This is a genomic window from Pseudomonas sp. OIL-1 (assembly GCF_010669185.1).
GTDB classification, from domain to species: domain Bacteria; phylum Pseudomonadota; class Gammaproteobacteria; order Pseudomonadales; family Pseudomonadaceae; genus Halopseudomonas; species Halopseudomonas profundi.
The window spans coordinates 678,276-704,571 of record NZ_CP048629.1; the positions used below are offsets into that span (position 1 = coordinate 678,276).

Sequence of the window (26,296 nt, forward strand, 5' to 3'; positions counted from 1 at the left end):
CTTATCGCGTCAGCGGATGAGCGGCTATTGCCGTCAATACTGCGGAATCGTCCGCGCCTTCGCATACTATGATGTCGTTGCAGCCGAGCACTTTGGCTCGCTCGGCGACGCGTTGGCTCGGCACCCAGCAACGCCAGGTTCTCTGCTCGGGCCAGTGTCTGCCCGCCGCAGCGTGCCAGTGCTCCAGTCCCTGGCCACTCGCCAATACGATGCCGCGCACATCCGCCTGGCTGGCAGATTCAAGCGCCGTGGCCAAACCCTGCGGCGGTTCGCGTCGATACAATTCAAGATAATCTACTTGCCCGCCGACTGCCCGAACGTGATTAGCCAAATGCTCGCGGCCACCGACGCCGCGCCAGACCAGTATTTTCAGATCCGGACGCGCCAGCAACTCACTCCATACGGGCAAACGCAACAGCGCTTCGCTGTCCTGCCCCGAGTCAGGCGTGTGCACTGGCAGCCCGTACGCCCTGAGAACGCTTGCCGTTGTCTCACCGACAGCGAACCAGTCAATACCCACCGGCGGCTGAGGCCATGCTGCATCGAGACGCTCCAGACCCAGACGAGCTGCAACCGGACTCACCACCATGACCGCATGATAGCGGTCGATATCAAGGATCAGTCGTTGCTGCTCCGGCGTCTCGTCCAGCTCGTCTATGCGCAGCAATGGCACGCTTAGCGCAGAGATCCCCAGGCGTGCCAGCTTACTCGCCAGACGCTGATTATCAGCATCCGAGCGGGTCAACAGGACCGCTGTACTCACTCCGGCGCAGCCCCCAGATAGACCGCATCAAGGATGGTCTGAGCGCCCTGGGACAGCAGGTCCTCTGCGACAGCTATACCCAACTCTTCCGGCGTAGCTTCGGGGCCCCGGGCTTCGGCTGTGAGCATCTGAGTACCGTCTGGATCACCGACCATGCCGCGCAGCCAGATCTCGCCGTTCTGACGTTCTGCGTAACAGGCGATGGGCACCTGACAGCCGCCATTCAAGCGGTGATTGAGCGCGCGCTCGGCACGCACGCGCAATGCGCTGTCCTCGTCATTCAACGGAGCCAACAGAGCATGCAGTTCGGCGTCATCCGTACGGCATTCGATGCCCACTGCGCCCTGGCCTCCTGCCGGCAGGCTTTCCTCCGGAGGCATGGCGTAACGGATGCGATCATGAAAGCCGAGCCGCATCAGACCTGCAGCAGCAAGGATGATGGCGTCATAGTCGCCAGCATCCAGCTTGGCCAGACGGGTATTCACGTTACCGCGCAGGAAATTTACTTTCAGGTCCGGACGGCGCGCCATGATCTGAGCCTGGCGTCGCAGACTGGAGGTACCGACTATACTGCCGTGCGGCAGACTGTCCACGCTCTCGTGATTATTGGACACAAAGGCGTCGCGCGGATCTTCACGCTCGCAAATGACATACAGCCCCAGCCCTTCGGGAAACTGCATCGGCACGTCTTTCATGGAGTGTACGGCCAGGTCGGCTTCGTTCGCGGTCAATGCCGCCTCAAGCTCTTTTACGAAAAGACCCTTGCCGCCGATCTTTGCCAGGGGCGAATCCAGCAGCTTGTCGCCGCGACTCACCATGGGAACCAGCGATACGCTCAGTCCGGGGTGTATTGCTTCAAGACGCGCCTTGACGTATTCGGCCTGCCACAGGGCCAGTGCGCTCTTGCGGGTGGCGATTCGCAGTTGTCGACTCATGGGATTCTCTTTCATTGCCAGCCGGCATGATACGCCATGGCTGTACAGGCATCCATGCGGTAGCGATCCGCGTCACAGCTGCTCCATCAGTTTGCGCACGCCCGGCACGTGGCGCCGGCTGACAGTCAGGGTCTCGTCTGGCAAGCCTTTCAATTGAAGATGGAAGTGACCCATGGCACTGCGCTGCAGCCGCTCGATACGGTTGCGCGCCACCAGGGCGTTGCGGTGGATGCGCACGAAGTAATCGCCAAACTCGTCTTCGAGCGATTTGAGCGGTTCATCCAGCAATACTTCCCCCTCACAGTGGCGAAGGGTCACGTATTTGTGGTCGGCGATGAAATACAACACATCTTCAATGGGTACCAGCTCCACGCCACGGCGCGTGCGAGCACTGATATGACTGCGCGCCTGATTGGTCGCCTCGATTACGCCAGCCTTGCCCAGATTGGCCAGTTGCAACCGATTGGGTTTTTGCGCCTTGGCCAGCGCACTTGCCAGATCCTCGCTGCGCACCGGCTTGAGCAGATATCCCACCGCGCTGACGGCGAAGGCATCCAGAGCGTATTCACCATGGGCAGTGCAGAACACCACAGCCGGTGCATCGCTGAGTTCGCACAGTTTCGCCGCAGTTTGCAGGCCATCAAGCCCCGGCATGCGGATATCAAGCAGCGCGATATCCGGATGATGCTCTTCGATGAGCTTCAGCGCCTCTTGCCCGTTGGCGGCCATCTCCGGCACCACACTATACTCCGGCAGCGCGGCGACCAGTCGGGCCAGACGCTCGCGGGCTAGGGGTTCATCATCGGCGATCAGTACTTTCATGCCTCAATGACTTCTCTGGTAAGTTGGCGATTGTTCTATACAAGGATAGACCAGCTTGCTGAAGAAGCGCGGACCGTCTCGCCAGATCTCGACTCGGGACTGGGGACCAAAGAGGGCAGCAAGCCGTGCTCTTATATTTTGTAGCGCCATGCGGGCTCCCTGGTGGCTATCTAGTACCTCTGGACAACTATTCGAGACCTCCAGTTCAACCCGCCCATTGACATAGGCCGCATAAATGCTGATGTCGCCGCCTTCCAGCTGTGGCGACAGGCCATGCAGAATGGCATTTTCCAGGAGCGGTTGCAGGGTAAGCAGCGGCATGGGCGTGTCCGGCGGTAGCGATTCGGTACGCCAATGCACTTCGAGTCGCTGGCCAAGTCGATACTTTTCGATACGCAAATAGCCTTCACACAGACGCTTCTCCTGGGCCCAGGTGGCCACGCCGCCGGCCTCGGACAGATTGGCGCGGAACAGATCGGCCAGGTCCAGCACCGCATTCTCCGCTTGCTGTGGCTGACTGCCGATGAGGCTGACGATGCTATTGAGGCTGTTGAACAGAAAGTGCGGCCGGATCCGTGATTGCAGCGACTGCAAGCGCGACTGCAGCTCCGACTGGACCTGGAATTGTCGCTGTTGATGCAGATAAAAATAACGCAGCAGCAGACTGGTCATGATCAGAGCGATCAGGCCGTGGCGAAGCAGCAGATCGACACGCAACGGCGGCGCGCCGGTCATGCCGTGCTGCAGTACCCACTCGGCAAGCACGGTGAATAGCAGGGTCAGACCAATCACTACGGCGTAGCACGCGGAAATTGCCAGCCACAACGGGCGGCGCTGCATCCAGGGCCGCAGTCGGCACAGCAGTGCGGCGGACAGCAGCACAATCCACTGCACAAACAACGATGCCATAGCCAACTGCAACCAGTCGAAAACACCCGTTCCCGGCTGCGCCAGCACCCACAGCATGACCACCAGCTCGGCCAACACCACCAGGGTAAATACGGCCACAGATGAGCACAGATCCGGAAGAAAGAAATCCTCTCCTTCATGGGGCTTATTCAGCAGCGACCAGATTCCATTCTTCATGTGGCGGATCTCCATTGGTCCATTAGCCGACCGGCATCGTCCTGGCCTGTGATGGTATGCTATGCGTCTTCAAATTGTCAGCGGATCGATCCGACACATGAGCCAAGATCAGACTACCAATCAATCATGGGGTGGCCGTTTCAGCGAACCGGTCGACGCCTTCGTAGCACGTTTCACCGCCTCGGTGGATTTCGACAAGCGCCTGTACAAGCATGACATCCAGGGCTCTATTGCTCACGCTACGATGCTCGCCCGGGTTGGCGTACTCACCGACGACGAGCGCGACACCATCATTGACGGCCTGCAGGCGATCCGGAGTGAAATCGAAGCCGGAGAGTTCGCCTGGAGCGTCGAGCTCGAAGATGTCCATATGAACATCGAGGCCAGACTGACTGACCGTATCGGCATCACTGGCAAGAAACTGCATACTGGCCGTTCGCGTAACGATCAGGTCGCCACCGACATCCGCCTCTGGCTGCGCGATGAAATCGATATCATTCTGGCTGAACTCAATCGCCTGCAGACCGGGCTGCTTGATCAGGCGGAAAAACATTCGGCCGTCATCATGCCGGGCTTCACTCACCTGCAGACCGCGCAACCGGTGACCTTTGGTCATCATCTGCTGGCATGGTTCGAAATGCTGGTCCGTGACAGCGAGCGCCTGCTCGATTGCCGCAAGCGGGTCAACCGTATGCCCCTGGGCAGCGCTGCCCTGGCAGGTACAACCTACCCCATCGACCGCAGCATCACTTGCGGGTTGCTGGGCTTCGACGCGATCTCCGGCAATTCCCTGGATGGCGTCTCCGATCGCGATTTCGCTATCGAATTCTGCGCAGCAGCGAGCGTGGCAATGATGCACCTGTCGCGCTTCTCCGAAGAACTGGTGCTCTGGACCAGTTCGCAGTTCAACTTTATCGATCTGCCCGACCGCTTCTGCACCGGCTCCTCGATCATGCCGCAGAAAAAGAACCCCGACGTGCCTGAACTGGTGCGCGGCAAGACCGGCCGCGTTTACGGTCACCTGATGGGTCTGCTGACCCTTATGAAAAGTCAGCCGCTGGCTTACAACAAGGACAATCAGGAAGACAAGGAACCGCTGTTCGATGCAGTCGATACCCTGCGCGACAGCCTGCGCGCCTTTGCCGACATGATTCCCGCAATCGAACCGAAGGTCGAGGCGATGCGTGAAGCGGCCCTGCGTGGCTTCTCCACGGCGACTGACCTGGCCGATTACCTGGTACGCAGGGGCCTGCCCTTCCGCGACTGCCACGAGATCGTCGGGCATGCGGTCAAGTATGGCGTGGACAACAAAAAGGATCTGGCCGAGATGAGCCTGGACGAGCTGCGCCAGTTCAGCGACCAGATCGAGCAGGACGTGTTCGAGGTGCTAACGCTGGAAGGCTCGGTGAACGCGCGCAACCATATTGGCGGCACCGCTCCGGCTCAGGTAGTGGCAGCGGTTCAGCGTGGGCGGGAGCTGGTGGGGCCGGGCCGATAAAAGCTGCCATGGAAAAGATCAGGTAGTCCACTGATAACCCAAGCCCGTCATGCGATTCGTATGGTGGGCTTTTTACTGGGTTGCTTTCAAGCACCACGTAACCGTAATAAAGCAGCCGGATCTGCATGTATATCCCGTTGACATATCCCTCGACCTGACTATCATTGGCTGTGTGTTTTAAGACCTTTGGAGGTGCTCGATGGAACAAGGCTCTGTCTTTCAAAGCAACCGCAGCCAGGCGGTACGACTGCCCAAGGCTGCCGCACTGCCTGATGACGTGCATCGAGTTGATATTGTCAGGCTCGGTAGAGCTCGACTCATCACGCCAGCCGGGGAATCCTGGGATAGCTGGTTTGAAGGAGAAGGCGTCACTGCCGATTTCATGATCGATCGCGAGCAACCACCAGAGCAGGAACGCGAGGCGTTCTGATGCTGAAATTCATGCTCGACACCAATATATGCATTTTCACCATCAAAAACCGACCTCAGTCTGTACGCGAGGCTTTTACGCAACATCACGGTCAGATGTGCATAAGCACCATAACGCTGATGGAGCTGATCTACGGTGCGGAGAAGTCCTCAAATCCCGAGCGCAACCTGGCCGTCATAGAAGGGTTTGCAACGCGTCTGGAAGTGCTGAGCTACGACCAGGCAGCCGCCGCACACACGGGCCAGCTCCGTGCTGAACTCACCAAAGCAGGCACGCCGATCGGCCCCTACGACCAGATGATCGCTGGTCACGCCCGCTCGCAGGGGCTGATCGTAGTTACCAACAATCGGCGCGAGTTTGAGCGCGTCCCGGGCTTACGAATCGAGGACTGGATCCCGCCCAGCATATAACCAGAGCGAGGATTTTCCGGTGGCAAGCCACCACGCGCACGTCGCTTACAACCAGCCCGGCGCCCCTAACGCGCCGGTTGCTGCTGGGTGATGCAATGTATATTGCCACCACCGAGCAGAATTTCCCGTCCAGGCACCATCACTACCCGCCGCTCCGGAAATAGCTCCTGCAGTATTTCCAGGGCGGGCTGGTCTTGGGGATCATCGAAACCCGGGACCACTATCCCATCGTTCACGATTAGAAAGTTGACGTATGAGCCGGCCAGGCGGATCGAGGGATCACGCGGCTGCGTGCCTGTAACCCGATCCACGCCAACACATTCCTCAGCAGTCGCGTAGAGCGGCCCCGGGATGGGCATGCGATGCACCACCAGCTCCCTGCCCTGCGCGTCGCGACTGGCTTGCAGGACTTTTAACGCAGCCTGACAGCGTTGAAAATTCGGATCGTCTTCGTCGTCGGTCCAGGCCAGCAACACCTCGCCCGGCCGTACAAAGCAACAGAAGTTATCGATATGGCCGTCGGTCTCGTCATTGAACAGCCCAAAGGGCAGCCAGATGACTTTTTCGATATTCAGGTAGTCCGCCAGCATAAGCTCGATTTCCTGACGCGCCAGATCCGGATTGCGGTTTGGATTGAGCAGGCATTCTTCGGTAGTGAGTACGGTCCCCTCACCGTCCACATGGATGGCACCGCCTTCCAGCACGAACCCCTCTGTGCGGTAACGCGGACAACGCTCCAGACCGAGGATCTTGTCCGCCACCTGATCATCACGCTGCCACGGCCAGTAGAGCCCGCCTCTGAAGCCACCCCAGGCGTTGAATGTCCAATCCACGCCGCGTAAACCGCCCTGTCCGTTGATGACAAAGGTCGGACCGGTATCACGTACCCAGGCATCATCCGAGCTGATCTCGATCACGCGAATACCGGGGTGATCCAGCTGCAAGCTGGCATTCTCGTATTGGGCGGCGGAGACGCACACGGTGACCGGCTCGAAACTGGCGATAGCTCGCGCCACCTCGGCAAAGGCGGCCTGGGCTGGCTTCGCGCCCATGCGCCAGTTATCGGTACGCTCCGGCCAGACCATCCAGGTTTGCGCATGAGGCGCCCACTCGGCAGGCATGGAGTAACCGTCGTGACGCGGGGTGCTGTGCAGACTGTACATAGGCGATCAGGACTCCAGTGAACCGTCCAGCGACTTGATGGGACCGTACAGGTTCGGACGACGGTCGCGGTATACACCCCAGGCGCTGCGAATATGCTCCAGCTGGTCCAGATCAAACTGCTGCACCAGAACGGCTTCGTCAGTCTGGCTGGCTTCCTGCACCTTCTCGCCAAACTGGTCGGCAATGAAGGACGAGCCATAGAAGGTAATGTCGTACCCGTCCTGCTCTTCCAGCCCGATGCGGTTGCTGGCAACCAGCGGCATCAGGTTGGCGCCGGCGTGGCCCTGCTGCACCCGCTGCCAATGATTGCGCGAGCTGATCGTCGGATCATGTGGCTCGCTGCCGATCGCGGTCGGATAGAACAGGATTTCCGCGCCCATCAGCGCCATGCTGCGGGCCGTTTCCGGGAACCATTGATCCCAGCAGATACCCACCCCAATGGTCGCGTAGCGGGTCTTCCACACCTTGAATCCGGTGTCGCCGGGGTTGAAGTAGTACTTCTCGTGGTAACCGGGACCGTCCGGAATATGACTCTTGCGGTACACGCCCAGATTGCGGCCATCGGCATCGATAATCGCGATGCTGTTGAAACGGGCACGCCCGGCCAGCTCGAAAAAGCTGATCGGCAATACCACTTCCAGCTCCCTGGCCAACGCCTGGAAATGCTTGATCGCCGGGTTTTTATCGACTTCCGTTGCGAGCTGAAGGTATTCCGGATTCGGCTTCTGGCAGAAATACGGAGTCTCAAACAGCTCCTGAATCAGAATGATCTGCGCGCCTTTGGCTGCAGCCTCACGCACCAGGCGCTCTGCCTTGGCAATATTGTCCTGACGATCCCAGCTGCAGCTCATCTGGGTAGCGGCGACGGTAACAGGGCGGGACATGGTTTTCTCCGGCGAATGACTGAATGCCGATAGCATAACGCATAGCTGTAGCCTCTGATCAAAATCGGGGCAGCTGAAAACGGATAGGTCTAGAAAAGCCTAACCAGCTCTAGGTTTTTCTGCATTCATGATGATCTCTGCTATATGCCTTTAAAAGCACAACGCCTATGACGACTACGTAGATTATTACGTTCGCAAAGGCAAAGACGGTGATCGTTCCCAGGGTAGTGCCTAGAATAAGGGCTCCGATTAATAGAGCGACTATGCGTAACCCAGTGCTGGCTATTTCAATCGCCAGCCCGAGCCCTTGTATAGAAAGGGCCGGAAAAGCAACGGTGCAGGGGCGGCTGATAAAGATTGCATACTCTGCAAGTGCCAGCCATCGAGCGAATTCGCCGGCCTCTTCCCAGGCTGCACCAAACACCACAGAAAACAGCCATGGACCAAAACAGAAAACCATCCCGAAGGGTATCAGCCCCACGACAGCTAGCCCTGCGACCGCTCTAATTAGCATACCCGTGATGCGATCATGCTGCTGGATGGCGCGCGTCAGTTTTGGGTAGTAGACGTCTGCTACCGACTTGCCTACCAGGTGGGTAGGCATGCTGAGAGTTTGTCGGCACAGCGCAAAGTAGCCTGCTGCCGCTGCACCGAAATAGGCAGCGAGCATCAGGGTTGGCAAGTTTTGCGATATCGCATTGATGAACATCTGGGGCGCTCGGAATAGCGGGAACTGCTTGTACGTCCGCACCAGCTCCGCAGCGGTCCAAGCGGACGGCTTGGGCTCTTCTTCCAGCTTTCTATCGGTCGACCACCGCCTGATAGCAGCGAACAGCATGCTGCCGTGTAAAAATGAACCGATGGCGGTCGTTGTCACCAACACAGCAGGTGACGCATAGATCAACCCACCTGCGCATCGAACAAGGTTATGGGTCAGGGAATGCATAACTGCAATTTTAGCCGTGACATGGAATAATTGTTTTCTGAACAACCATTGCTGTGCCGTTTCCAGCGCCCCTCCAAAAAACATTACTACTGGCAACAGCATCAGATAGGGAGCAGCTTCTTCAACGCCTATTCGGTTGGCTAGCGGCGTGCCGAAGATACTGAGAACCACGGCGGAGCCAAAGGACAAAGCCGCGGCAACCCACAGCGACAGCCTACATAGCGCCAGTGCCTCAGCATCTTTTCGAGCCAAGGCAATAGCCATAGGAAAAGTCAACGCAGCTATTGGGACGACCATCATCACCAGACCCATGAACACGCCCAGCACGCCATAACTTTCCGGTCCATAAAGCCTGGCGACGATTGGCATGAATACCATCGTCAGCGCTTGTGCTCCAGCTGTGCCCGTTATTACAGCAACGATATTCCGCAAGGCGCCATTGCGGAGCTCATTCCGTATCACGTCAATGCGCTGTTTCCAATTTGAGCCAGAGTGTTCAGTAGAGGCTTTGATATCGGCCTCCGGTAAAAGGTCTGAAAAGAGGGAGCATTGTCCGAATGACCATATTCAAAGAAGTTGATGTGCCGCCTGAGGCGCGCAAATCGCAGTTGCTACCTGCAAAAATTCACTCAATACCGCGCATGACCCAATGACACCGAAGTCGGCAAGACGATAAAAACACGCGATGCCTGGTGGGCCGAGTGATGCGCGGGCCGTGCGCTTTTAACGCAGCCTCAACTTTCAGCTTCGCTATTGGCCCGTGCATATTCTTTGGTGAAGGGCGGAGCCGGTTGGTCGCGCTCTGAAATCGGTGTCAGGGGCTTACGGTACGTTATGCCCAACACAGGTTTCAGTGCTTTAACGGCAAGCTTCTCGAACAGCACGTCAACGTTTGCTGCTCGGATCAGGTCAGCATGCTCGCGTAGCAAATCGGTCGGGAAGTTCCACCATTTCAAGTATTCCAGGCGCGCGATCTCGGTATCGGTGAATCGGAACTTGATCACTTTCGCCGGGGTCCCGCCCACGATCGCATAAGCAGGCACATCGGATGTAACCACTGCGCCTGCGGCAATGATCGCCCCGTTGCCGACTCTCACGCCATCAAGCACAACAGCGTTAGCTCCGACCCAGACGTCATGCCCAATATGCGTTTGTTTTAGTTCGTCAAAATAATCTACGTCGGTGAAGGTTGTTCCCGATTGTTTGAGAGTCGAATAGAAAACCGGGTGGGTACTAATCATGTAGGTTGGGTGATCGCCCATCCCGCCGAGGCGAGTGCCCGGTCCGATACTACAAAACGAACCAATGGTGATGTTGGCCGTTTTGGTCCCGGCCAGGTATGTAAACCTACCGATGCGGGCATTGGAAACAGAGGTTCCGCCCCAAAGCCGAACGTGTTCGGCAAAGGTCACATCGGATGAGGCGAAACTGCTCACGCTGGCGGAAAAACCGGGAATTTCTTTTTTTAGTTTGCGTTTCCGTAGAAACCACTCCAACCGTGCCCGAACCGTCGCCTGTTTGGGCTCGGCCTTCCACTTTGGGCCGTTCGCTGCGTCAAGATCATCCAATGCGTCTGCAAAGCTCATCTCTGGTGCCCCTGAAATCCATGTCGAGTTGATATCACATTATCATCATTCGGACATGAGTCAAAAGTTTGTTATAAAACCAGTCAGAACAACCAGCTCGTACTAAAAGGGCCACCAAACCACCAGGCAAAGCTGGGTCACGCGGTAGTAAATAAGAATTAGCTGCCCCAGCCACGGACCGTTGAGGCGCCCACTCCCCTGTTTGTGCCCCAAACAATCACACAGCAACGTGTACTAGCGCAGGCCCCACAAACCCTCTTCAACCCGAAAATGCTGGCACCGTGTCACACCCAAGCGTCAAGCGGATTGTCCAGCACAGCCAATGGCCCTAGGGTCTAATCTTCTGTAGCTCTACCCGCCAAAAGGAGCTTGGCATGTCAGGCAAGCCCGCCGCCCGGATGGGCGACCCCACCCAGTGCCCGAAAGACGGTCACGGCAGCAATGCCATTGTCACTGGCTCGACAGATGTACTCTTCGACGGCCAGCCCGCGGCCCGTCAAGGCGATCAAACCGCCTGCGGCAGTACAATTGACGGAACGGTAATCCCCTCAGTCCTGATCAATGGGCGTCCGGCAGCAGTGCTGGGCAGCACCGACAGTCATGGCGACGTGATAACTGGAGGCTCTGGCACCATTGGGGGCAATGTGAGCACGGCGACGGACCCCGGCGGCGAGAATCACGCAGCCTCAACTCCATCGGTTGCTGCGGGTGCTGGCAGCCTGCTTGCCCCAGGCCTGGACGACACCGCCGGACCACTCAAGGAAAACACTCTTATCGATGGCCTGCCCTATTCTCTGGAAGAGGAAGAAGAGGAGGAGGAAGAGCGCGAGCTACCCCTGTAGCAACGCATCACCTTGCGCGTGGGTATGTTCTTTGACGGCACGGGAAACAACCTTGGCAACGCTGCACTCACCGCGGAGTGCCGCCGCCAGGATCTGCACGAATTCGATGAACAGACCCTGACCCATATCCGTCAGCTATGCGAAACCTACGACTACCGTGACACCGACGGTGACGGCCGCTATGACCAGTTGCCCGGTAGCAGTTATGGGAACGAGCAGAGCAACGTCGCGCTTTTGTATGACCTGTATGAGGACCAGAGCGATGCGGTGGTAGAGCCGACCGCCGTTCAGGCAAGCCTGAAGGTCTATATCGATGGGATTGGCACCACGGGTGGCAGCGATGACGTCAGATGGGGGCAAGCGACAGGGAAAGGCAAGACGGGCATAGTCGCTCGGGTTCAAGAAAGCCCTTCTCTGGTGACCGGAACGCTGCGCAGATTAGTGAATGGCAACCCGAAACTCCTGATAGAGAAGATCGAGTTTGATATCTTCGGGTTCAGCCGTGGCGCAGCCGCCGCACGTCATTTTGCCAATGAGGTGCTCAAGCCCAACGGCGGCGTTTTTGCGGCTCAACTAAACGAGGGTCTTCCAGCGATGGCGCCTGGATTCGAATGGTTGCGCCATGTCAGCATCAACTTCATAGGTCTCTTTGATACCGTCGCGGCCGTCCTCGATCCGCTACGCGGGGATGTCAACGTGGGTGGCGAGCGCAACCCCGGAATAAACCTGTATATGCCGCCCGGCAGTGCTCGTAAGGTTGTGCACCTGACTGCAGCCGACGAACATCGACATAATTTCAGCCTTAACCGCGTGGATGACTTCCATGAGGAACTGGCGTTGCCAGGCGTGCATTCGAACCTCGGCGGCGGCTATCCTCTGCTGATACGTGAACGTGTGCTGATCGGCCGGCCCCGTCTTTTCCGCGATGCCTATTATTCGATGCAAAGCGTCGACAGGACGAAGCTGGTACGATCCAGAGAATGGCGGGCTCGGGCAGAGGAAGAGCGTCAGCTTCTGGAAAGAGGACTGCCGGGAGAGGGTGGACTGATTTCCTTGAATGTTCGTTTGCCGGTGCCTGGAAATGGTCGTAACAGCCAGGGATCAGAAAACATGCTTCTGGCGTTAGGGCTTGATAGACCGGTACACGGCGAATTATCAAGAATCGCGTTACGGATAATGCATGCGAAGGCGACCGAAAATCATGCAGCCTTCAAGCCCGTTCCCGAGACACCCGTATTCGCCATTCCAGAGAATCTAAAGCCAATCGCGGACAAGGTTATAAATTCTGCGATGGCTGGGCGCAGCGCTACGCTCGACAAAACTGAAAGGCGCTTTCTGCATAGCAAATATATACACAGTTCCGCCAACTGGAGCTCCGTTAGCGGGTTGCTGGTGAACAAACCTAGAAATCAGAATAAACGCGCCCTGTATGCAGACCGGCCACAGCGGGGCTACCCCGTATGAGAAAGGTCCTGCTTGTATTCGGGCTTTTTATCGCTTTAACCGCTTGCGCCAACAAACGCGAACCCGACCCGCTCCGACTGCCACCACCTGAGTTGCCCTACCGAACCTGGGAAATTGGCTTGTTAGCACCCAACTATATGGAGGTTTGGGTCGAAAGCGTTGACGCGCTGGATCAGCGAGGATTGGCCTATTACGGGGTACACGGGGGCGTTTCTGCGATACAGAATCCTCCGAATAACCGCGGCAACCCTCATGGTTGGCCCGCCAGGCCAGGAGCGGGGAAAACGCGGCCAATGACCGGTGTCGATCTACCGGAAATCGTCTTCGTTCGCTGGCAATCATTGGCCGAACCACAAACCTACCGCGTAGCAATCCCTATCTCCGAAAAAAATCGAGAGGAGATGCTTACCCCCTACTCCGCTTTCTGCCGCTTTGATGGCAAGCATATTCAGGACTACAGAAAAATAATCGCTATCGGCCTGGCGCCCGGAGGCATTGCCAAGGCATGGTTGAGCGGTGACTGTCTGGAGCCTGTTGAGATAGGACGCTTCGAAGGCACAATCAGTCCTGAGGGACCCAGCGAAGGACTCACCAACGGCCGCTACGCGCTACCCTTGGCGCCGGCGGCTCAGGAGTACATCGATGCCCACGGCATTCCCTTCGGTAGCTGGTAAAACCAAAACGCCGTGTCGCGACTGACACGGCGTTTCAATCCTGCCTCTTTGCTAATCCTTCACTCGACCTCGCTCTCGGATGTTTCAGGCTCAGGGAACGCCGTATCCAGTCCCGTTTCGACATTCAAATCCTGGCTGATACGCAGGTAGGTATCGTTCTGTCTGGTATAAGCAGGCCAGTCCACCTGTTCGATGGATGGATTGCCGGTACGCGCGAAGTTGGCCCACATGGCGCGCATATTGTCAGTTACCTGGACGTCGTTGGGATTCCAGCCGGGGGGATTGGCCATGACCCCCTGGGGTGTCGGCGTATCGCCACCCACCGGATCCTCAAGCCCCGTCAGCCCCAGCAGGTAATGGGAAAGGAAGCTACCAGGATAGTCGAACACGTACACCAGTTCGGCGCCGTGGTAAGCCAACGCGCCCTGACTCGACCAGTTATTCGGCAGATGATCGAATACATAGGCGAAGACCTCTGACTCGTTATGCTCGGCCATCCACGGCATGTACCACTTCAGGCCTTCGATCAAAGCAGGGGTATCGCCCTGGTTGGCGCCAGCAATGATCGGCACATCGTTATGCTGTCTGGCCTCAAAGCTGTCCCGTATACCGTCAAGCATATACACACCATCCACGTTGGGTGAGAAGACCCGCCCGGTCTCATCAACCTTCACTGCAAGTTCGTGCCAGGGGATGGCCCGCAGCGCCGCGGCAACGTCTTCTTCATCCTGAACGCCCAGCGCTTCGGCCACGGCCACGCCGTCGGCCTCTTCATTGGCCAGCATGTTCTCGACTGGCATCAGCTCGTCCTCGGGGCCGGCCATGCCGCTTTGCACGATGGCCTTGTGGAACAGCCCTTCAGCCATCGGTGAGTTGATCAGGGAAAGCGCCTTTCCGCCTCCTCCCGACTCACCAAAAATCGTGACATTGGCTGGATCTCCGCCAAAGGCCTCGATGTTGTCACGCACCCATTCCAGCGCGGCGATCAGATCGAGCTGGCCATAATTGCCGGACGTATTCTCCGGGGACTCGGCGGTCAGCGCGGGGTGCGCCATATAACCGAACGGCCCGAGACGGTGATTGACTGTCACCACGACGACACCCTCCTTGGGCAATGAGGTGTTATTGAACGCCTTGGTATTGCCGGTCAGGATGGCGAAGCCGCCACCATGGAACCAGACCATCACCGGGAGCCGCTCACCCTCGTACCCATCCGGCGCTGTGACATTCAGGTACAGGCTGTCCTCGCTCATGCCGCCTTCACCAAAGGATTCATAGCGTGGGTTTTGCGCGGACTGGTCGGCCCAGGCAGTAGCCTGGCGCACACCGTCCCAAGCATCCGGCTTGACCGGTGGTTTCCAGCGCAACTCGCCAACCGGTGGCTTGGCGTAGGGAATGCCGTACCAGGCCCAGGCGCCTTCTCCTGCCTGGAATCCGGCCAGCTCGCCATATCGGGTTGTCACCGTCTTGCCTGGGGAAATGGATCGGGCCAGGTGCTCACGGGCATTTTCCGCATCCATTGCAGTGCGCGGGCGCGGATCAGTATCCGTAAACACAGGCGGCTCGGCTGCGTTGAGCTCATCGAGTAAAGGCTCAAGGGCCGTACGGAACTCACCAACAGGCTGTTCAAGGCTGATCAGGTCGGCATAGCCGGAAACCCGGCCGGCGATCTCATCGGTGATCTGAATGCCGTTGTTCAGATCGCCATCCTGATCCAGCGTCTGCAGCAGGACGGCGATGTTGTTTACCGTCTCGTTCTCAACACCTTCAGCCCCGTCAACCAGATCCAGCGGACTCAAGGACTGCTCCGCTGGCGCAGAGCCCAGCGGGTAATCACCTATATAAAAGCTGACCGTCTCATCGGCGTTATATTGAAAACGGCCCTGCGCATCGGTGTGACCGTTCAGACTGTCGGTTTCATAACGCAGACCAGCAACCGGGCTATCGACAAAAACGCCAGTCAGCGCGGGCTGCGGGGTACCGCCACCACCACCGTCTCCTGCGTGATCATCATCGTCGTTGTCACTGTCCGAGCAACCCGCCAGAGCGCCTGCCAACATCAACAGACAAGCCGCTGTCAGCTGCCGCGATACCGTAAAACCAAAGTGGGAATCTTTGCGAAACATAGGTAAACCTCGTTCTTGTATTTATTGTCTACACGGGAGTGCAGCCCAAAGAGTAGACATAAAAACGAACAGTCGCCGAACGAGACTTTTTCATGTTTTGAACGAGTAGACGGAGCGGGTCGCCGCCGGGCCGATTCTGCTAAGTCAGGGCCAGAGGGTCCTGACGATAAAATGCGACAAGATGACCGTACACAGCCGGCCAGGCGGACTGCAGCGAGCCCGGCGATTCAAAGAAGGTTTCGGAGAGTACAGCGAAGAATTCGGCCGCGTCTTCAAGCGCGTAGCTATCCATGGGCAACCGCTCGCCAAGCTCTGCACGGTGCGCCAGATCATCCCAGGCAGCAGACAGGTCGCGCTTCCAGGCCACCGGGTCCATGCCGGAATGCAATGGCGGCGCGCCATTGGCTGAGGCGCTACGCATATCCAGGGTATGCGCCAGCTCATGAATGACCACGTTGTAACCGTCGTGCTGGCCAGCGTTCAGCACGTCCTGCAGCGACAGAACGACCGGCCCGCGCTCCCAGGCTTCTCCGCTGCGCTCGCTGGTTTCCTGATGAACAATGCCGTATTCATCCTGCCAGCTGTGGTTGGCAACAAAAGGGCCGTCGTACAGGATCAGAGTCTGCCAGCCGTCGTACCAATTCAGTCCTATCCCCAGCACCGGCACCGCGGTCATGCCCGCAATACGAAGACGCATGGCGTCGCTGAGTTCCAGACCGCCCACACCGACAAAATGTTTGCGCAGGAGCAATCGCAGCGCCGCTTCATGCAGCCAGCGGCGTTCCGGCACCGAGTAACGACGGTATACGGACCAGTCGCCCAGCGCCTGCTGCCAGTCATCGGCGGAAATGTTCAGGCGTCGAAGCCGCCTGTCCTCCCGCCATTTGCTCAGCCTTCGCCAAGCGCCTCGCGACGAGCGTTGCGCCGACTCAATGTCTTTGATAATCAAGGATTCAACCGTCCGGCCTTCTCGCAGAGACAATAACACGCACATACAAAAATCCCGCCACGGGGGCGGGATTCAGGTCGCGATGTTCAGCGCTTAGACTGTATGCAAATACCACATGTACTCGAGGTCGGAGATGGTTCGCTCGAACTCCTCCTGCTCGCTTTCCTTGCACAGCACAAACACATCCAGATATTCCTCGCCGATGTACTCCTGCATGACCTTGGAGTGCTCCAGCAAGCGCAGTGCGTCGCGCAGGTTGGTCGGCAGCGATGCCTCATGCTGATCGTAGGCGTTGCCTTCGGTCATGGGCGGCGGTTCGATCTTGTTGGTGATGCCGTAATGGATCGCCGACAACAACGCAGCCATCAGCAGATAGGGATTGGCATCGGCACCGGCCAGGCGATGCTCGATGCGCATGGCGTCTGGCTCCCCGCCCGGCACACGGACGGCCACGGTGCGGTTATCAATACCCCAGGTCGGTGCGCAGGGCACGAAGAAGCTGGGGCTGAAGCGCCGGTAGGAATTCACATTGGGACACAGGAACGCCATATATTCCGGCAGCGTCTGCAGCAAGCCACCGATTGACCAGCGCAGCCTGTCACTCAGACTGCCGTCCGGGTTCGGTGCAAAGATGTTCACCCCGTCCTTGTCGATGAGACTGATGTGCACGTGCATGCCGTTGCCGGCCTGATCGTAATACGGCTTGGCCATGAAGGTGGTGTCCATCTCATGGTCATAGGCGACGTTCTTGATTACGCGCTTGAGCAGGACGTTGTAATCACAGGCCACCACTGGGTCATCGACATGGTGCAGATTGACCTCGAACTGCCCCGGCGCAGATTCGGCAACAATGGCGTCAGCGGGGATGCCCTGTTCGTGGGCAGCTTCGATGACGTCCTGCAGGAATTCGGCGTATTCGTCCAGGTCATCCATGGAATAGACCTGTACCGAGTTCGGCCGTTTGCCGGACATGGGCGAGCGCGGCGGCTGTGGCCGACCAGTGATGTTCTCCTGATCGATCAGATAGAATTCCAGCTCGAAGGCTGAGACCGGCTTGAGGCCCAGCTCGCTAAAACGCTCGACAATACGCTGCAATACATAGCGGGGGTCAGCGAAGAATGGCGTCTTGCGGTCCAGCTCATACATGGTCATCAGCAGCTGAGCCGTCGGGCGCTTCTGCCAGGGCTCCATGTACAGCGTACCGGGGATCGGCAGGCAGATGCGGTCAGCATCACCCATCTCCAGACCGAGCCCGGTTTCCTCGACGGTCGTGCCCTGTATGTTCAGCGCGAATACGGAGGCGGGTAAGGCGATGCCTCTTTCAAAGGCCTTCATCAGAGCAGAGCGGTCAATGCGCTTGCCGCGGACGATGCCATTCATATCGGCAATCAGCAGATCAATAAAGTGAACTTCCGGATGCTCGGCAAGAAATGCCTCAGCTTCCTGGATACTGGTTACCGTTTCAGTTATCGGCACCACAGTATCCGCTCCGGGTTGGGGTTGCATGGGTTGTCACCTGTTGTTTGTAAAATATATCAACCACAGTGGTCATATGGTCAGAGTAAATCCGAAAGGCCAGATCGAGTCAAGCGAGCCAGGGCCTGAGTATCAGAGCGCAGCACACCGGTTTACCCGCTATTTATGCGGGCTGGATGGGGCGTTTCAGGTATTCATTACGGGCCTCGAATAGCGCTTTTGTGCCGGCTATTTTTTGTTGCTATTGTATGAAAAATCGAACAACAATCCGCACACGGCCACCCCAGTTCAGAGCCTAACCATGTCGTCTCAGCACAAACCTCTTATCGGTATTTCCTGTTGCACAGACAAGACGGGGCTGCATCCATTTCATATCGCCGGAGAGAAATACATCCTCGCGGTAGTCAATGGGGCCGACGGTCTACCGCTATTGATCCCAGCGCTCGGAAGTCGCATCGATATCGATCAATTGCTCGACACCTTTCATGGCCTGTTGTTTACAGGATCGCCGTCCAATGTTGAACCGCATCATTATAGGGGCGCGCCGAGCGCAGAGGGTACCCATCATGATCCTCAACGCGACGAAACGACACTCCCCCTTATCAAGGCTGCCATCGAGCGTGGCGTGCCGGTGCTCGGCCTGTGTCGGGGCTTCCAGGAAATGAACGTCGCCTTCGGCGGAACCTTGCATCCACGTCTTCACGAAGTGACAGGCTATATTGAACACCGCGAGGACAAAAGCCGGCCGGTGGACGTGCAGTATGGCCCCGCACATGAAGTCCGCATTGAACCGGGGGGCCTGCTTCATCGAGTCTCCGGCTGCAGCACGGCCCAGGTCAATTCCCTGCATACGCAGGGCGTGAAGGATCTGGGACCCGGGCTGCGGCCTGAAGCATTCGCACCTGACGGCCTGATCGAAGGCTTCTCCGTCATTGACGCGCCCGGCTTTGCGCTGGGTGTGCAATGGCATCCGGAATGGAAAGTCACCGAGAACGCTTTCTACTCCGCTATATTCAATGCGTTTGGCGACGCCTGCCGGGCTTATGCCGCCCGGCAACTCTGAGGAAGTTATGAATCACATCGAAAGCTGGTTGAAGGAACGCAAGATCACCGAAGTCGAATGCATGGTCAGCGACCTGACCGGCATTGCCCGTGGAAAGATTGCACCGACACTCAAGTTCATTTCGGAAAAAGGCATGCGTCTACCCGAGAGCATCCTGTTGCAATCGGTGACCGGTGATTATGTCGAGGACGACATCTATTACGACCTTCTCGATCCCGCCGATATCGACATGATCTGCAAGCCGGATCACACGGCGATCTATCTGGTGCCCTGGGCCATCGAGCCGACCGCGCAGATTATCCACGATTGCTACGACAAGAAAGGCGTGCCGATCGAGATGGCGCCGCGCAACGTGCTGAAGAAGGTGCTCAAGCTGTACGAGGAAAAAGGCTGGCAGCCCATTGTGGCACCGGAAATGGAGTTCTATCTGACCAAGCGCAACGAGGACCCGGACCTGCCGCTGCAGCCGCCGATTGGCCGCTCTGGTCGCCAGGAGACCGGGCGCCAGTCGTTCTCGATTGATGCGGCCAACGAATTCGATCCCTTGTTCGAGGACATGTACGACTGGTGCGAAGCCCAGGGGCTGGATCTGGATACATTGATCCATGAAGAAGGCACCGCGCAGATGGAAATCAACTTCCGTCACGGCGACCCGCTGCACCTGGCCGACCAGATTCTGGTGTTCAAGCGCACCATGCGCGAAGCCGCGCTCAAGCATGATATCACCGCGACGTTCATGGCCAAGCCGATCACCAACGAACCCGGCAGCGCGATGCATCTGCACCAGAGCATTCTTGACCTGAAAACCGGCAAGAACGTCTTCTCCAACGCCGATGGCTCGATGAGCAAGCTCTTCCTGTATCACATCGGTGGCCTGCAACGGTACATCCCCGAAGTGCTGCCGCTGTTTGCGCCCAACGTGAACTCCTTCCGCCGTTTCCTGCCCGACACCTCGGCGCCGGTTAACGTTGAATGGGGAGAGGAGAACCGGACCGCAGGGCTGCGGGTGCCGGATTCCGATCCGCAGAATCGCCGCATCGAGAACCGCCTCCCGGGCGCCGATGCCAACCCTTATATCGCCATTGCCGGCAGCCTGCTGTGCGGCTATCTGGGTATGGTCGGCAAGATTGACCCCTCCGCTCCGGTCAAGGGTCGCGCTTATGAACGGCGCAACTTGCGCCTGCCCTTTTCTCTCGAGGCCGCGCTGGAACGCATGGAGCAATGCAAGGATATCTCCGAGGTACTGGGTGAGAAGTTCTGCCGTGGCTACGTTTCGGTCAAACGCGTGGAGCATGAGAATTACAAGCGGGTGATCAGCTCCTGGGAACGTGAATTTTTGCTCCTGAGTGTCTGACCACAGCGACCTTGGTAGCCACCATCAAGACTCCGCGCGGACTCACCGAACCACGGCCGCGCGAGCAATGAAGTAGAGGATTTCGCATGAGCACTGAAAGTACATACACCACCGCGCAGCTTCAGGCGCTGGACAACGCGCACTATCTGCACCCCTTTACCGATCACAAGGATCTGGGCGAGCGCGGTACGCGGATTATCGAGCGCGCCGAGGGTGTCTATCTGTGGGATAGCGAAGGCCGCCAGATTCTGGATGCCATGGCTGGGCTGTGGTGCGTCAACATCGGCTACGGCCGTACCGAGCTGGCCGAAGCCGCTTTCAAGCAAATGATCGAGCTGCCCTACTACAACAGTTTCTTCCAGTGCGCCAATCCGCCTGCGGTGAAGCTTGCCGCGGCGATTGCCGAGTTGGCGCCGCCGCACATGAATCATGTGTTTTTTACCGGTTCAGGTTCAGAAGCCAACGATACCGTGCTGCGCATGGTTCGGCGTTATTGGGATCTCAAGGGCAAGCCCGCGAAAAAGACTGTCATCGGCCGGGTAAACGGCTATCACGGCTCGACCGTTGCCGCCGCGAGCCTGGGTGGCATGGCGCCCATGCATGCCCAGGGCGATCTGCCGATCCCCGGCATCGTGCATATTCCTCAACCGTATTGGTTCGAAGAAGGCGGTGACATGACCCCCGACGAGTTCGGTATCTGGGCCGCGCGTCAGCTGGAAGCGAAGATCAACGAGCTGGGTGAAGATCAGGTTGCTGCTTTCATAGCGGAACCCATTCAGGGTGCCGGAGGCGTGATCATCCCACCGGCAACGTACTGGCCGGAGATCAAGCGCATCCTTGCCGAACACGACATTCTGCTGGTAGTCGACGAAGTCATCTGTGGCTTCGGGCGCACCGGCGAGTGGTTCGGCAGCCAGTATTTCGGCCTTGAGCCGGACCTGATGCCGATCGCCAAGGGTATGACCTCGGGCTACCTGCCGATGGGCGGCGTGATAGTAGGCGACCGGGTTGCACGCACCCTGATTGACGAAGGCGGCGAGTTCTTCCATGGCTACACCTATTCGGGCCACCCGGTCGCTGCCGCGGTAGCACTGGAAAATCTGCGTATTCTGCGCGACGAAAAGATTGTCGATTACGTGAAAAACGAAGCGGCACCCTATTTGCAGAAAAAGATTGCCGAGCTGGCCGAACACCGGCTGGTTGGTGAAGTGCGCGGCGCAGGCTTGCTCGGCGCGATCGAACTGGTGAAAGACAAGGCAACACGCGAACGATTTGCCGACAAAGGCAGTACCGGCTCGCTCTGTCGGGACATTTGTGTCAGTAATGGCCTGGTGATGCGCGCTGTGGGCGACACCATGATCATGTCACCGCCACTGGTCATCAGTGTTGCCGAGATCGACGAGCTGGCGGCTCTGATCTGGCGCTGTCTGGACCTGACGGCCGAGCAATTGGGCGTTTGATACAAGCCGACGACTATCCGAACACCGGCGCGTCGAATAGAATTCGCCGCCCGGTCGGGCACTGTAAAAAGGCACAGGGCAGCTAATCTGCTCATTACCGGTTCGGTTTGACTGCAAACTGAACCGGCAGAAAGGAATTGATAATCGAGCCAGGGCTACCGCCCGGCTTATAACAAGGCAGGCAACATACTGTGGCTGGAGCCTGCACAGGAGGCGCTATGAAAAACCCGGTACAAAAAACGTTTCTGGCCCTGGCGACTGCTGCCCTGCTTGGTGGCGCTGCGACTGCGCAGGCGAACGGTCAACTGAAGATTTTCAACTGGTCCGACTATATCGCCGAAGACACCATCGCCAATTTCGAGAAGGAAACCGGCATTGACGTGACCTACGATGTCTATGACTCCAACGAAGTCCTCGACGCTCGGCTGCTGACAGGCCGCTCCGGCTTCGATCTGGTGGTGCCCTCCAACCACTTTCTCAGCAAACAGATCGCTGCTGACGTCTACATGGAGCTGGACCACGACAAGCTGCCGAACATGAAGCATCTCGACCCGCAGCTAATGGAGCAGGTGAAAAGCATCGACCCGGGCAGCAAACACTCCATTCCTTACATGTGGGGCACGAACGGCATCGGTTACAACGTCGAGAAGGTCAAGGCCGCGCTTGGCGACAATGCGCCGACCGATTCCTGGGATCTGGTGTTCAAGCCCGAGGTTGCCAGCAAATTGGCCAGCTGCGGTATTACCATGCTGGATTCCGGCGATGACATGATCACCTCAGCGCTCGGCTATCTGGGCCTGGATCCGAACAGTACCGACAAGGACGACCTGAAAAAGGCCGAAGAACTACTGCTGAGCGTGCGCGATTCGGTTCGCTACTTCCATTCCTCGCGGTACATCAGCGACCTCGCCAATGGTGATATCTGTGTTGCCGTCGGCTTCTCCGGTGACGTATTCCAGGCCGCTGCCCGCGCCGAGGAAGCGAACAATAACGTCGATATTGCCTATACCATTCCGAAGGAAGGCACTCAGTTGTGGTTCGACATGATGGCGATTCCGAAGGATGCGCCCAACCCGGATAACGCGCACACCTTCATCAACTACATCCTGCGCCCCGACGTCGTCGCGCCGATCACCGATTACGTTGCCTATGCCAACCCGAACAAGGCTGCCAATGAGCTGATCGACCCCGAAATCCTCAACGATCCAGCCATCTACCCCACCGAAGAAGTCATGCAGAAGCTGTATGTTGCCGAACCGCGTCCGCTGGCGGCGCAACGGATCGTTACCCGCTCCTGGAACCGGATCAAATCCGGTCGCTGAGTCAGCACAGGCACTGTTGAGGTTTGGTGCGCACATCAGGCCTCAACAGCTGTAACGCCTTCATTCGATACCGAGCACGGAGAACACTATGGTTGGCGCTGCAGGAGCCATGAAGCAGGCCATGGCCAAGGCCAAGCCTGACGAATTCGTCAAGATCGAACGAATCAGCAAACGCTTCGATGATGCGTTGGCGGTCGACGATGTCAGTCTGACGGTGAATCGTGGCGAAATCTTTGCCTTGCTCGGCGGGTCCGGCTCCGGCAAGTCCACCTTGCTGCGTATGCTCGCCGGCTTCGAGCGGCCGAGCGAAGGCCGGGTATTGCTCGATGGTCAGGATCTGACTGACCTACCGCCGCACCAACGGCCGATCAACATGATGTTCCAGTCCTATGCACTGTTCCCGCATATGACCGTGGAGCAGAATATCGCCTTCGGCCTGAAGCAGGACAGGATGTCCAAAGCTGAAATCAAAGACCGCGTGGCGGAAATGCTCAAGCTGGTACGCATGAGCGAATATGCCCGGCGCAAGCCGCATCAGCTTTCCGGCGGCCAGCGCCAGCGCGTGGCCCTGGCGCGTTCGCTTGCAAAAAGCCCCAAGTTGCTGCTGCTGGACGAGCCCATGGGCGCGCTGGACAAGAAGCTGCGCTCGCAAATGCAACTGGAGCTGGTGGAGATCATCGAGCGCGTCGGTGTGACCTGCATCATGGTGACCCATGATCAGGAAGAAGCCATGACCATGGCACAACGCATCGCCATCATGCACCAGGGCTGGATTGCCCAGGTCGGCACGCCGATGGATATCTACGAAAGCCCGGCAAGCCGTCACGTGGCGGAATTTGTTGGCAGCGTGAATATCTTCGAGGGTGAACTGACGGTCGACATGGAAGACCACGCCATCATCGAATGTCCCAAGCTGGATCGGCCTATCTATATTGGGCACGGCATCAGCACCCGCGCAGAAGACCGGCATACCATTTTCGCCCTGCGTCCGGAAAAGGTCTGGGTCAGCCCTGACAAACCCGACCAGGAATATAACTGGGCGCACGGTGAAGTGCATGACATTGCCTATCTCGGCGGGCATTCGGTGTATTACATCAAACTCGACAGTGGCCTGATCGTGCAGGCGTTCTTTGCCAACTCCGAACGCCGCATGCCGCGCATGACCTGGGATGACAAGGTTTACATCAGCTGGGAAAACGACAGCGGGGTCGTCCTGCCCTCATGAGCAAGCTGACATCTCGCCTACTGCCGACCGGTCGCTTCTGGGTTATCAGCGCACCCTACCTGTGGCTGTTCCTGTTTTTCCTGCTGCCCTTTGCGATCGTATTGAAGATCAGCTTTTCGGAAGCGGCGATCGCCATACCGCCGTATCAGCCCCTGCTGGAATATGCCGAACAGTCGCTGAGCATTGCGATCAATCTCGGCAATTACATCTTCCTCAGCGAGGACTCGTTGTATTACGCGGCCTATCTCGGCTCGCTGAAGATTGCCCTGTTTTCGACACTGATCTGCCTGGCGCTGGGCTATCCGATGGCGTATGCCATTACCCGCGCGCCACGGGACAAGCAGCTGATCTATCTGTTGTTGATCATGATGCCTACCTGGACCGCCATACTGATTCGCGTATACGCCTGGATGGGCATCCTGAGCACCAATGGCCTGCTCAATTCGACGCTGATGTGGGCCGGCCTGATCGACTCGCCGCTGCAGATTCTCAACACTGATACGGCGGTCTATATAGGCGTCGTTTACGCTTACCTGCCGTTCATGATCCTGCCGCTCTACGCCAACCTGATCAAGCATGACGACACCCTGCTCGAGGCCGCCATGGACCTCGGCGCTGGCAAGATCAAAGCGTTCTGGAAGATCACCGTACCGCTATCCAGGAGCGGCATCATTGCCGGATCGATGCTGGTATTCATCCCGGTGGTGGGCGAGTTTGTGGTGCCCGAACTGCTGGGTGGACCCGAGACCTTGATGATCGGCCGGGTGCTCTGGCAGGAATTCTTCAACAACCGTGACTGGCCGGTTGCCTCCGCGCTGGCCATCGTCATGCTCGCTCTGCTGTTGATCCCGATCATCCTGTTTCATTACAACCAGTCACGGGCCATGGAGCGAAACGCATGAACAGGCGTCCGGCATTCTCCACTGCCATGCTCTGGCTGGGCCTGGTATTCCTCTATCTTCCGATGGTGATTCTGGTCATCTATTCGTTCAACGCCTCGCGACTGGTGACGGTATGGGGCGGCTGGTCGATCCACTGGTACATCGGCCTGCTGGATAACACCGGGCTGATGAGCGCGGTCAAGCGCAGTCTGCAGATCGCCTTCTTCACCGCCACCGCCGCCGTGGCGCTGGGCACATTGGCGGCCTTCGCCATGACCCGCATCAAGCGCTTCCGTGGTCGGACGCTGTTCTCGGGTCTGGTCACTGCACCTCTGGTCATGCCTGAGGTAATTACCGGTCTTTCGCTGCTGCTACTGTTCGTAGCCATGGCTCAGGCCGTCGGCTGGCCGGCCGAGCGAGGTATGGTGACCATATGGATCGCGCACACCACCTTTGCTACTTCCTACGTGGCCATTGTCGTCAGCAGCCGGCTCGGGGAAATTGACCAGTCAGTGGAGGAAGCCGCGCTGGATCTTGGCTGCCCGCCCTGGAAGACCTTTCTGCAGATCACGGTTCCGATGATCGCTCCATCGATTGCCGCCGGCTGGTTGTTGGCATTTTCCCTGTCGCTGGACGATCTGGTACTCGCCAGCTTTGTGTCGGGCCCGGGCGCCACCACGCTGCCGATGGAGGTATTCTCCTCGGTGCGCCTGGGCGTCAAGCCTGAAATCAATGCCATTGCCAGCGTCATCCTGCTGGCTGTCGCGCTCTGCACCCTGCTCGCCTGGCTGATTGTGCGCAGCGCCGATCGGCGCGCCCGCAACCCAAACGCGAGCTCCTGAGCTAGCCCCGGCATTGCCCCGGTTATCTGACGCTCGCTACGGCGGATAACCGGCGATACAACGTCATCTACTGCTTTCTCTTCTGTCTCCCTCC

At 58.0% G+C, this 26,296-nt stretch carries 24 protein-coding genes; 13 read left to right on the top strand and 11 right to left on the bottom strand.

The genetic code is table 11. The features are described from left to right. Position 1: 1 nt before the first annotated feature. The 4 genes from G3M63_RS03095 to G3M63_RS03110 all read right to left on the bottom strand — a co-directional run bounded on the left by G3M63_RS03095 (position 2) and on the right by G3M63_RS03110 (position 3,606). Positions 2-763, bottom strand: coding sequence for a uroporphyrinogen-III synthase (locus tag G3M63_RS03095; RefSeq protein WP_163981837.1), 762 nt, complete (start codon positions 761-763; stop codon positions 2-4). After that, a complete protein-coding gene (gene hemC / locus G3M63_RS03100; protein ID WP_150301759.1) occupies positions 760-1,698 on the bottom strand; it encodes a hydroxymethylbilane synthase in 939 nt (312 codons plus the stop codon). Before hemC ends, G3M63_RS03095 begins: the two co-directional genes overlap by 4 nt. 72 nt (positions 1,699-1,770) lie before the next feature. Further along, entirely contained in the window at positions 1,771-2,520 is a 750-nt protein-coding gene (locus tag G3M63_RS03105) for a LytTR family DNA-binding domain-containing protein (protein WP_150301758.1), read from the bottom strand. A 3-nt stretch (positions 2,521-2,523) separates the two neighbouring features. Beyond that, positions 2,524-3,606, bottom strand: coding sequence for a sensor histidine kinase (locus tag G3M63_RS03110; protein ID WP_223825087.1), 1,083 nt, complete (start codon positions 3,604-3,606; stop codon positions 2,524-2,526). Between the two features lie 97 nt (positions 3,607-3,703). Here G3M63_RS03110 and argH point away from each other — a divergent pair, with 97 nt between their 5' ends. The 3 genes from argH to vapC all read left to right on the top strand — a co-directional run bounded on the left by argH (position 3,704) and on the right by vapC (position 5,944). Continuing rightward, a complete protein-coding gene (gene argH / locus G3M63_RS03115) occupies positions 3,704-5,104 on the top strand; it encodes an argininosuccinate lyase (RefSeq protein ID WP_163981838.1) in 1,401 nt (466 codons plus the stop codon). Positions 5,105-5,303: 199 nt separating this feature from the next. Beyond that, positions 5,304-5,534: a type II toxin-antitoxin system VapB family antitoxin gene (gene vapB, locus G3M63_RS03120; protein WP_163981839.1), complete on the top strand. Its 231-nt coding sequence runs from the start codon at positions 5,304-5,306 to the stop codon at positions 5,532-5,534. Further along, entirely contained in the window at positions 5,534-5,944 is a 411-nt protein-coding gene (gene vapC, locus G3M63_RS03125) for a tRNA(fMet)-specific endonuclease VapC (protein ID WP_163981840.1), read from the top strand. Before vapB ends, vapC begins: the two co-directional genes overlap by 1 nt. 65 nt (positions 5,945-6,009) lie before the next feature. Here the strand turns inward: vapC and aguA are convergent, their stop codons facing one another. From aguA to G3M63_RS19625, 4 genes are all read right to left on the bottom strand, one after another. After that, complete coding sequence (gene aguA, locus G3M63_RS03130; protein WP_150301753.1) at positions 6,010-7,107, bottom strand: agmatine deiminase; 1,098 nt, start codon at positions 7,105-7,107, stop codon at positions 6,010-6,012. Between the two features lie 6 nt (positions 7,108-7,113). Next, positions 7,114-7,992, bottom strand: coding sequence for an N-carbamoylputrescine amidase (gene aguB, locus G3M63_RS03135; protein WP_163981841.1), 879 nt, complete (start codon positions 7,990-7,992; stop codon positions 7,114-7,116). 109 nt (positions 7,993-8,101) lie between these two features. Beyond that, positions 8,102-9,451, bottom strand: coding sequence for a lipopolysaccharide biosynthesis protein (locus G3M63_RS03140; protein ID WP_163984165.1), 1,350 nt, complete (start codon positions 9,449-9,451; stop codon positions 8,102-8,104). Positions 9,452-9,672: 221 nt separating this feature from the next. After that, the gene (locus G3M63_RS19625; RefSeq protein ID WP_150301750.1) at positions 9,673-10,524 is read right to left on the bottom strand and encodes a CatB-related O-acetyltransferase; all 852 of its coding nucleotides are present in this window, start codon (positions 10,522-10,524) and stop codon (positions 9,673-9,675) included. A 374-nt stretch (positions 10,525-10,898) separates the two neighbouring features. Between G3M63_RS19625 and G3M63_RS03150 the strand changes: the two genes are divergently transcribed. The 3 genes from G3M63_RS03150 to G3M63_RS03160 are packed head-to-tail and all read left to right on the top strand — an operon-like array spanning position 10,899 to position 13,504. Continuing rightward, complete coding sequence (locus G3M63_RS03150; RefSeq protein WP_163981842.1) at positions 10,899-11,366, top strand: PAAR domain-containing protein; 468 nt, start codon at positions 10,899-10,901, stop codon at positions 11,364-11,366. A gap of 24 nt (positions 11,367-11,390) precedes the next feature. Further along, positions 11,391-12,830, top strand: a complete 1,440-nt coding sequence (locus G3M63_RS03155; RefSeq protein ID WP_163981843.1) for a DUF2235 domain-containing protein — start codon at positions 11,391-11,393, stop codon at positions 12,828-12,830. Further along, on the top strand, positions 12,827-13,504 hold the full coding sequence (locus G3M63_RS03160; RefSeq protein ID WP_163981844.1) for a DUF2931 family protein: 678 nt from the start codon (positions 12,827-12,829) through the stop codon (positions 13,502-13,504). The genes G3M63_RS03155 and G3M63_RS03160 overlap by 4 nt, the downstream gene beginning before the upstream one ends. Before the next feature lie 59 nt (positions 13,505-13,563). Here the strand turns inward: G3M63_RS03160 and G3M63_RS03165 are convergent, their stop codons facing one another. From G3M63_RS03165 to G3M63_RS03175, 3 genes are all read right to left on the bottom strand, one after another. Further along, positions 13,564-15,630, bottom strand: a complete 2,067-nt coding sequence (locus tag G3M63_RS03165; RefSeq protein ID WP_163981845.1) for a carboxylesterase/lipase family protein — start codon at positions 15,628-15,630, stop codon at positions 13,564-13,566. A gap of 139 nt (positions 15,631-15,769) precedes the next feature. Continuing rightward, on the bottom strand, positions 15,770-16,579 hold the full coding sequence (locus G3M63_RS03170) for a zinc-dependent peptidase (protein WP_218573648.1): 810 nt from the start codon (positions 16,577-16,579) through the stop codon (positions 15,770-15,772). Positions 16,580-16,672: 93 nt separating this feature from the next. After that, on the bottom strand, positions 16,673-18,085 hold the full coding sequence (locus G3M63_RS03175; protein ID WP_163981847.1) for a glutamine synthetase family protein: 1,413 nt from the start codon (positions 18,083-18,085) through the stop codon (positions 16,673-16,675). A 271-nt stretch (positions 18,086-18,356) separates the two neighbouring features. On the opposite strand from G3M63_RS03175, the gene G3M63_RS03180 reads away from it, so the two are divergent. The 7 genes from G3M63_RS03180 (at position 18,357) to G3M63_RS03210 (ending at position 26,202) form a co-directional block, all read left to right on the top strand. Beyond that, positions 18,357-19,118 (top strand): gamma-glutamyl-gamma-aminobutyrate hydrolase family protein, encoded by a 762-nt coding sequence (locus G3M63_RS03180; protein WP_163981848.1) that lies wholly within the window; start codon positions 18,357-18,359, stop codon positions 19,116-19,118. Between the two features lie 7 nt (positions 19,119-19,125). Next, the gene (locus tag G3M63_RS03185; protein ID WP_150301744.1) at positions 19,126-20,472 is read left to right on the top strand and encodes a glutamine synthetase family protein; all 1,347 of its coding nucleotides are present in this window, start codon (positions 19,126-19,128) and stop codon (positions 20,470-20,472) included. A gap of 86 nt (positions 20,473-20,558) precedes the next feature. Beyond that, positions 20,559-21,932: an aspartate aminotransferase family protein gene (locus G3M63_RS03190; protein ID WP_163981849.1), complete on the top strand. Its 1,374-nt coding sequence runs from the start codon at positions 20,559-20,561 to the stop codon at positions 21,930-21,932. A 218-nt stretch (positions 21,933-22,150) separates the two neighbouring features. Further along, on the top strand, positions 22,151-23,254 hold the full coding sequence (locus G3M63_RS03195; RefSeq protein WP_150301742.1) for a polyamine ABC transporter substrate-binding protein: 1,104 nt from the start codon (positions 22,151-22,153) through the stop codon (positions 23,252-23,254). 88 nt (positions 23,255-23,342) lie between these two features. Further along, the gene (locus G3M63_RS03200; RefSeq protein WP_150301741.1) at positions 23,343-24,479 is read left to right on the top strand and encodes an ABC transporter ATP-binding protein; all 1,137 of its coding nucleotides are present in this window, start codon (positions 23,343-23,345) and stop codon (positions 24,477-24,479) included. Then, positions 24,476-25,381: an ABC transporter permease subunit gene (locus G3M63_RS03205; protein ID WP_150301740.1), complete on the top strand. Its 906-nt coding sequence runs from the start codon at positions 24,476-24,478 to the stop codon at positions 25,379-25,381. The genes G3M63_RS03200 and G3M63_RS03205 overlap by 4 nt, the downstream gene beginning before the upstream one ends. Further along, the gene (locus G3M63_RS03210; RefSeq protein ID WP_150301739.1) at positions 25,378-26,202 is read left to right on the top strand and encodes an ABC transporter permease subunit; all 825 of its coding nucleotides are present in this window, start codon (positions 25,378-25,380) and stop codon (positions 26,200-26,202) included. Before G3M63_RS03205 ends, G3M63_RS03210 begins: the two co-directional genes overlap by 4 nt. Positions 26,203-26,296 lie beyond the last annotated feature (94 nt).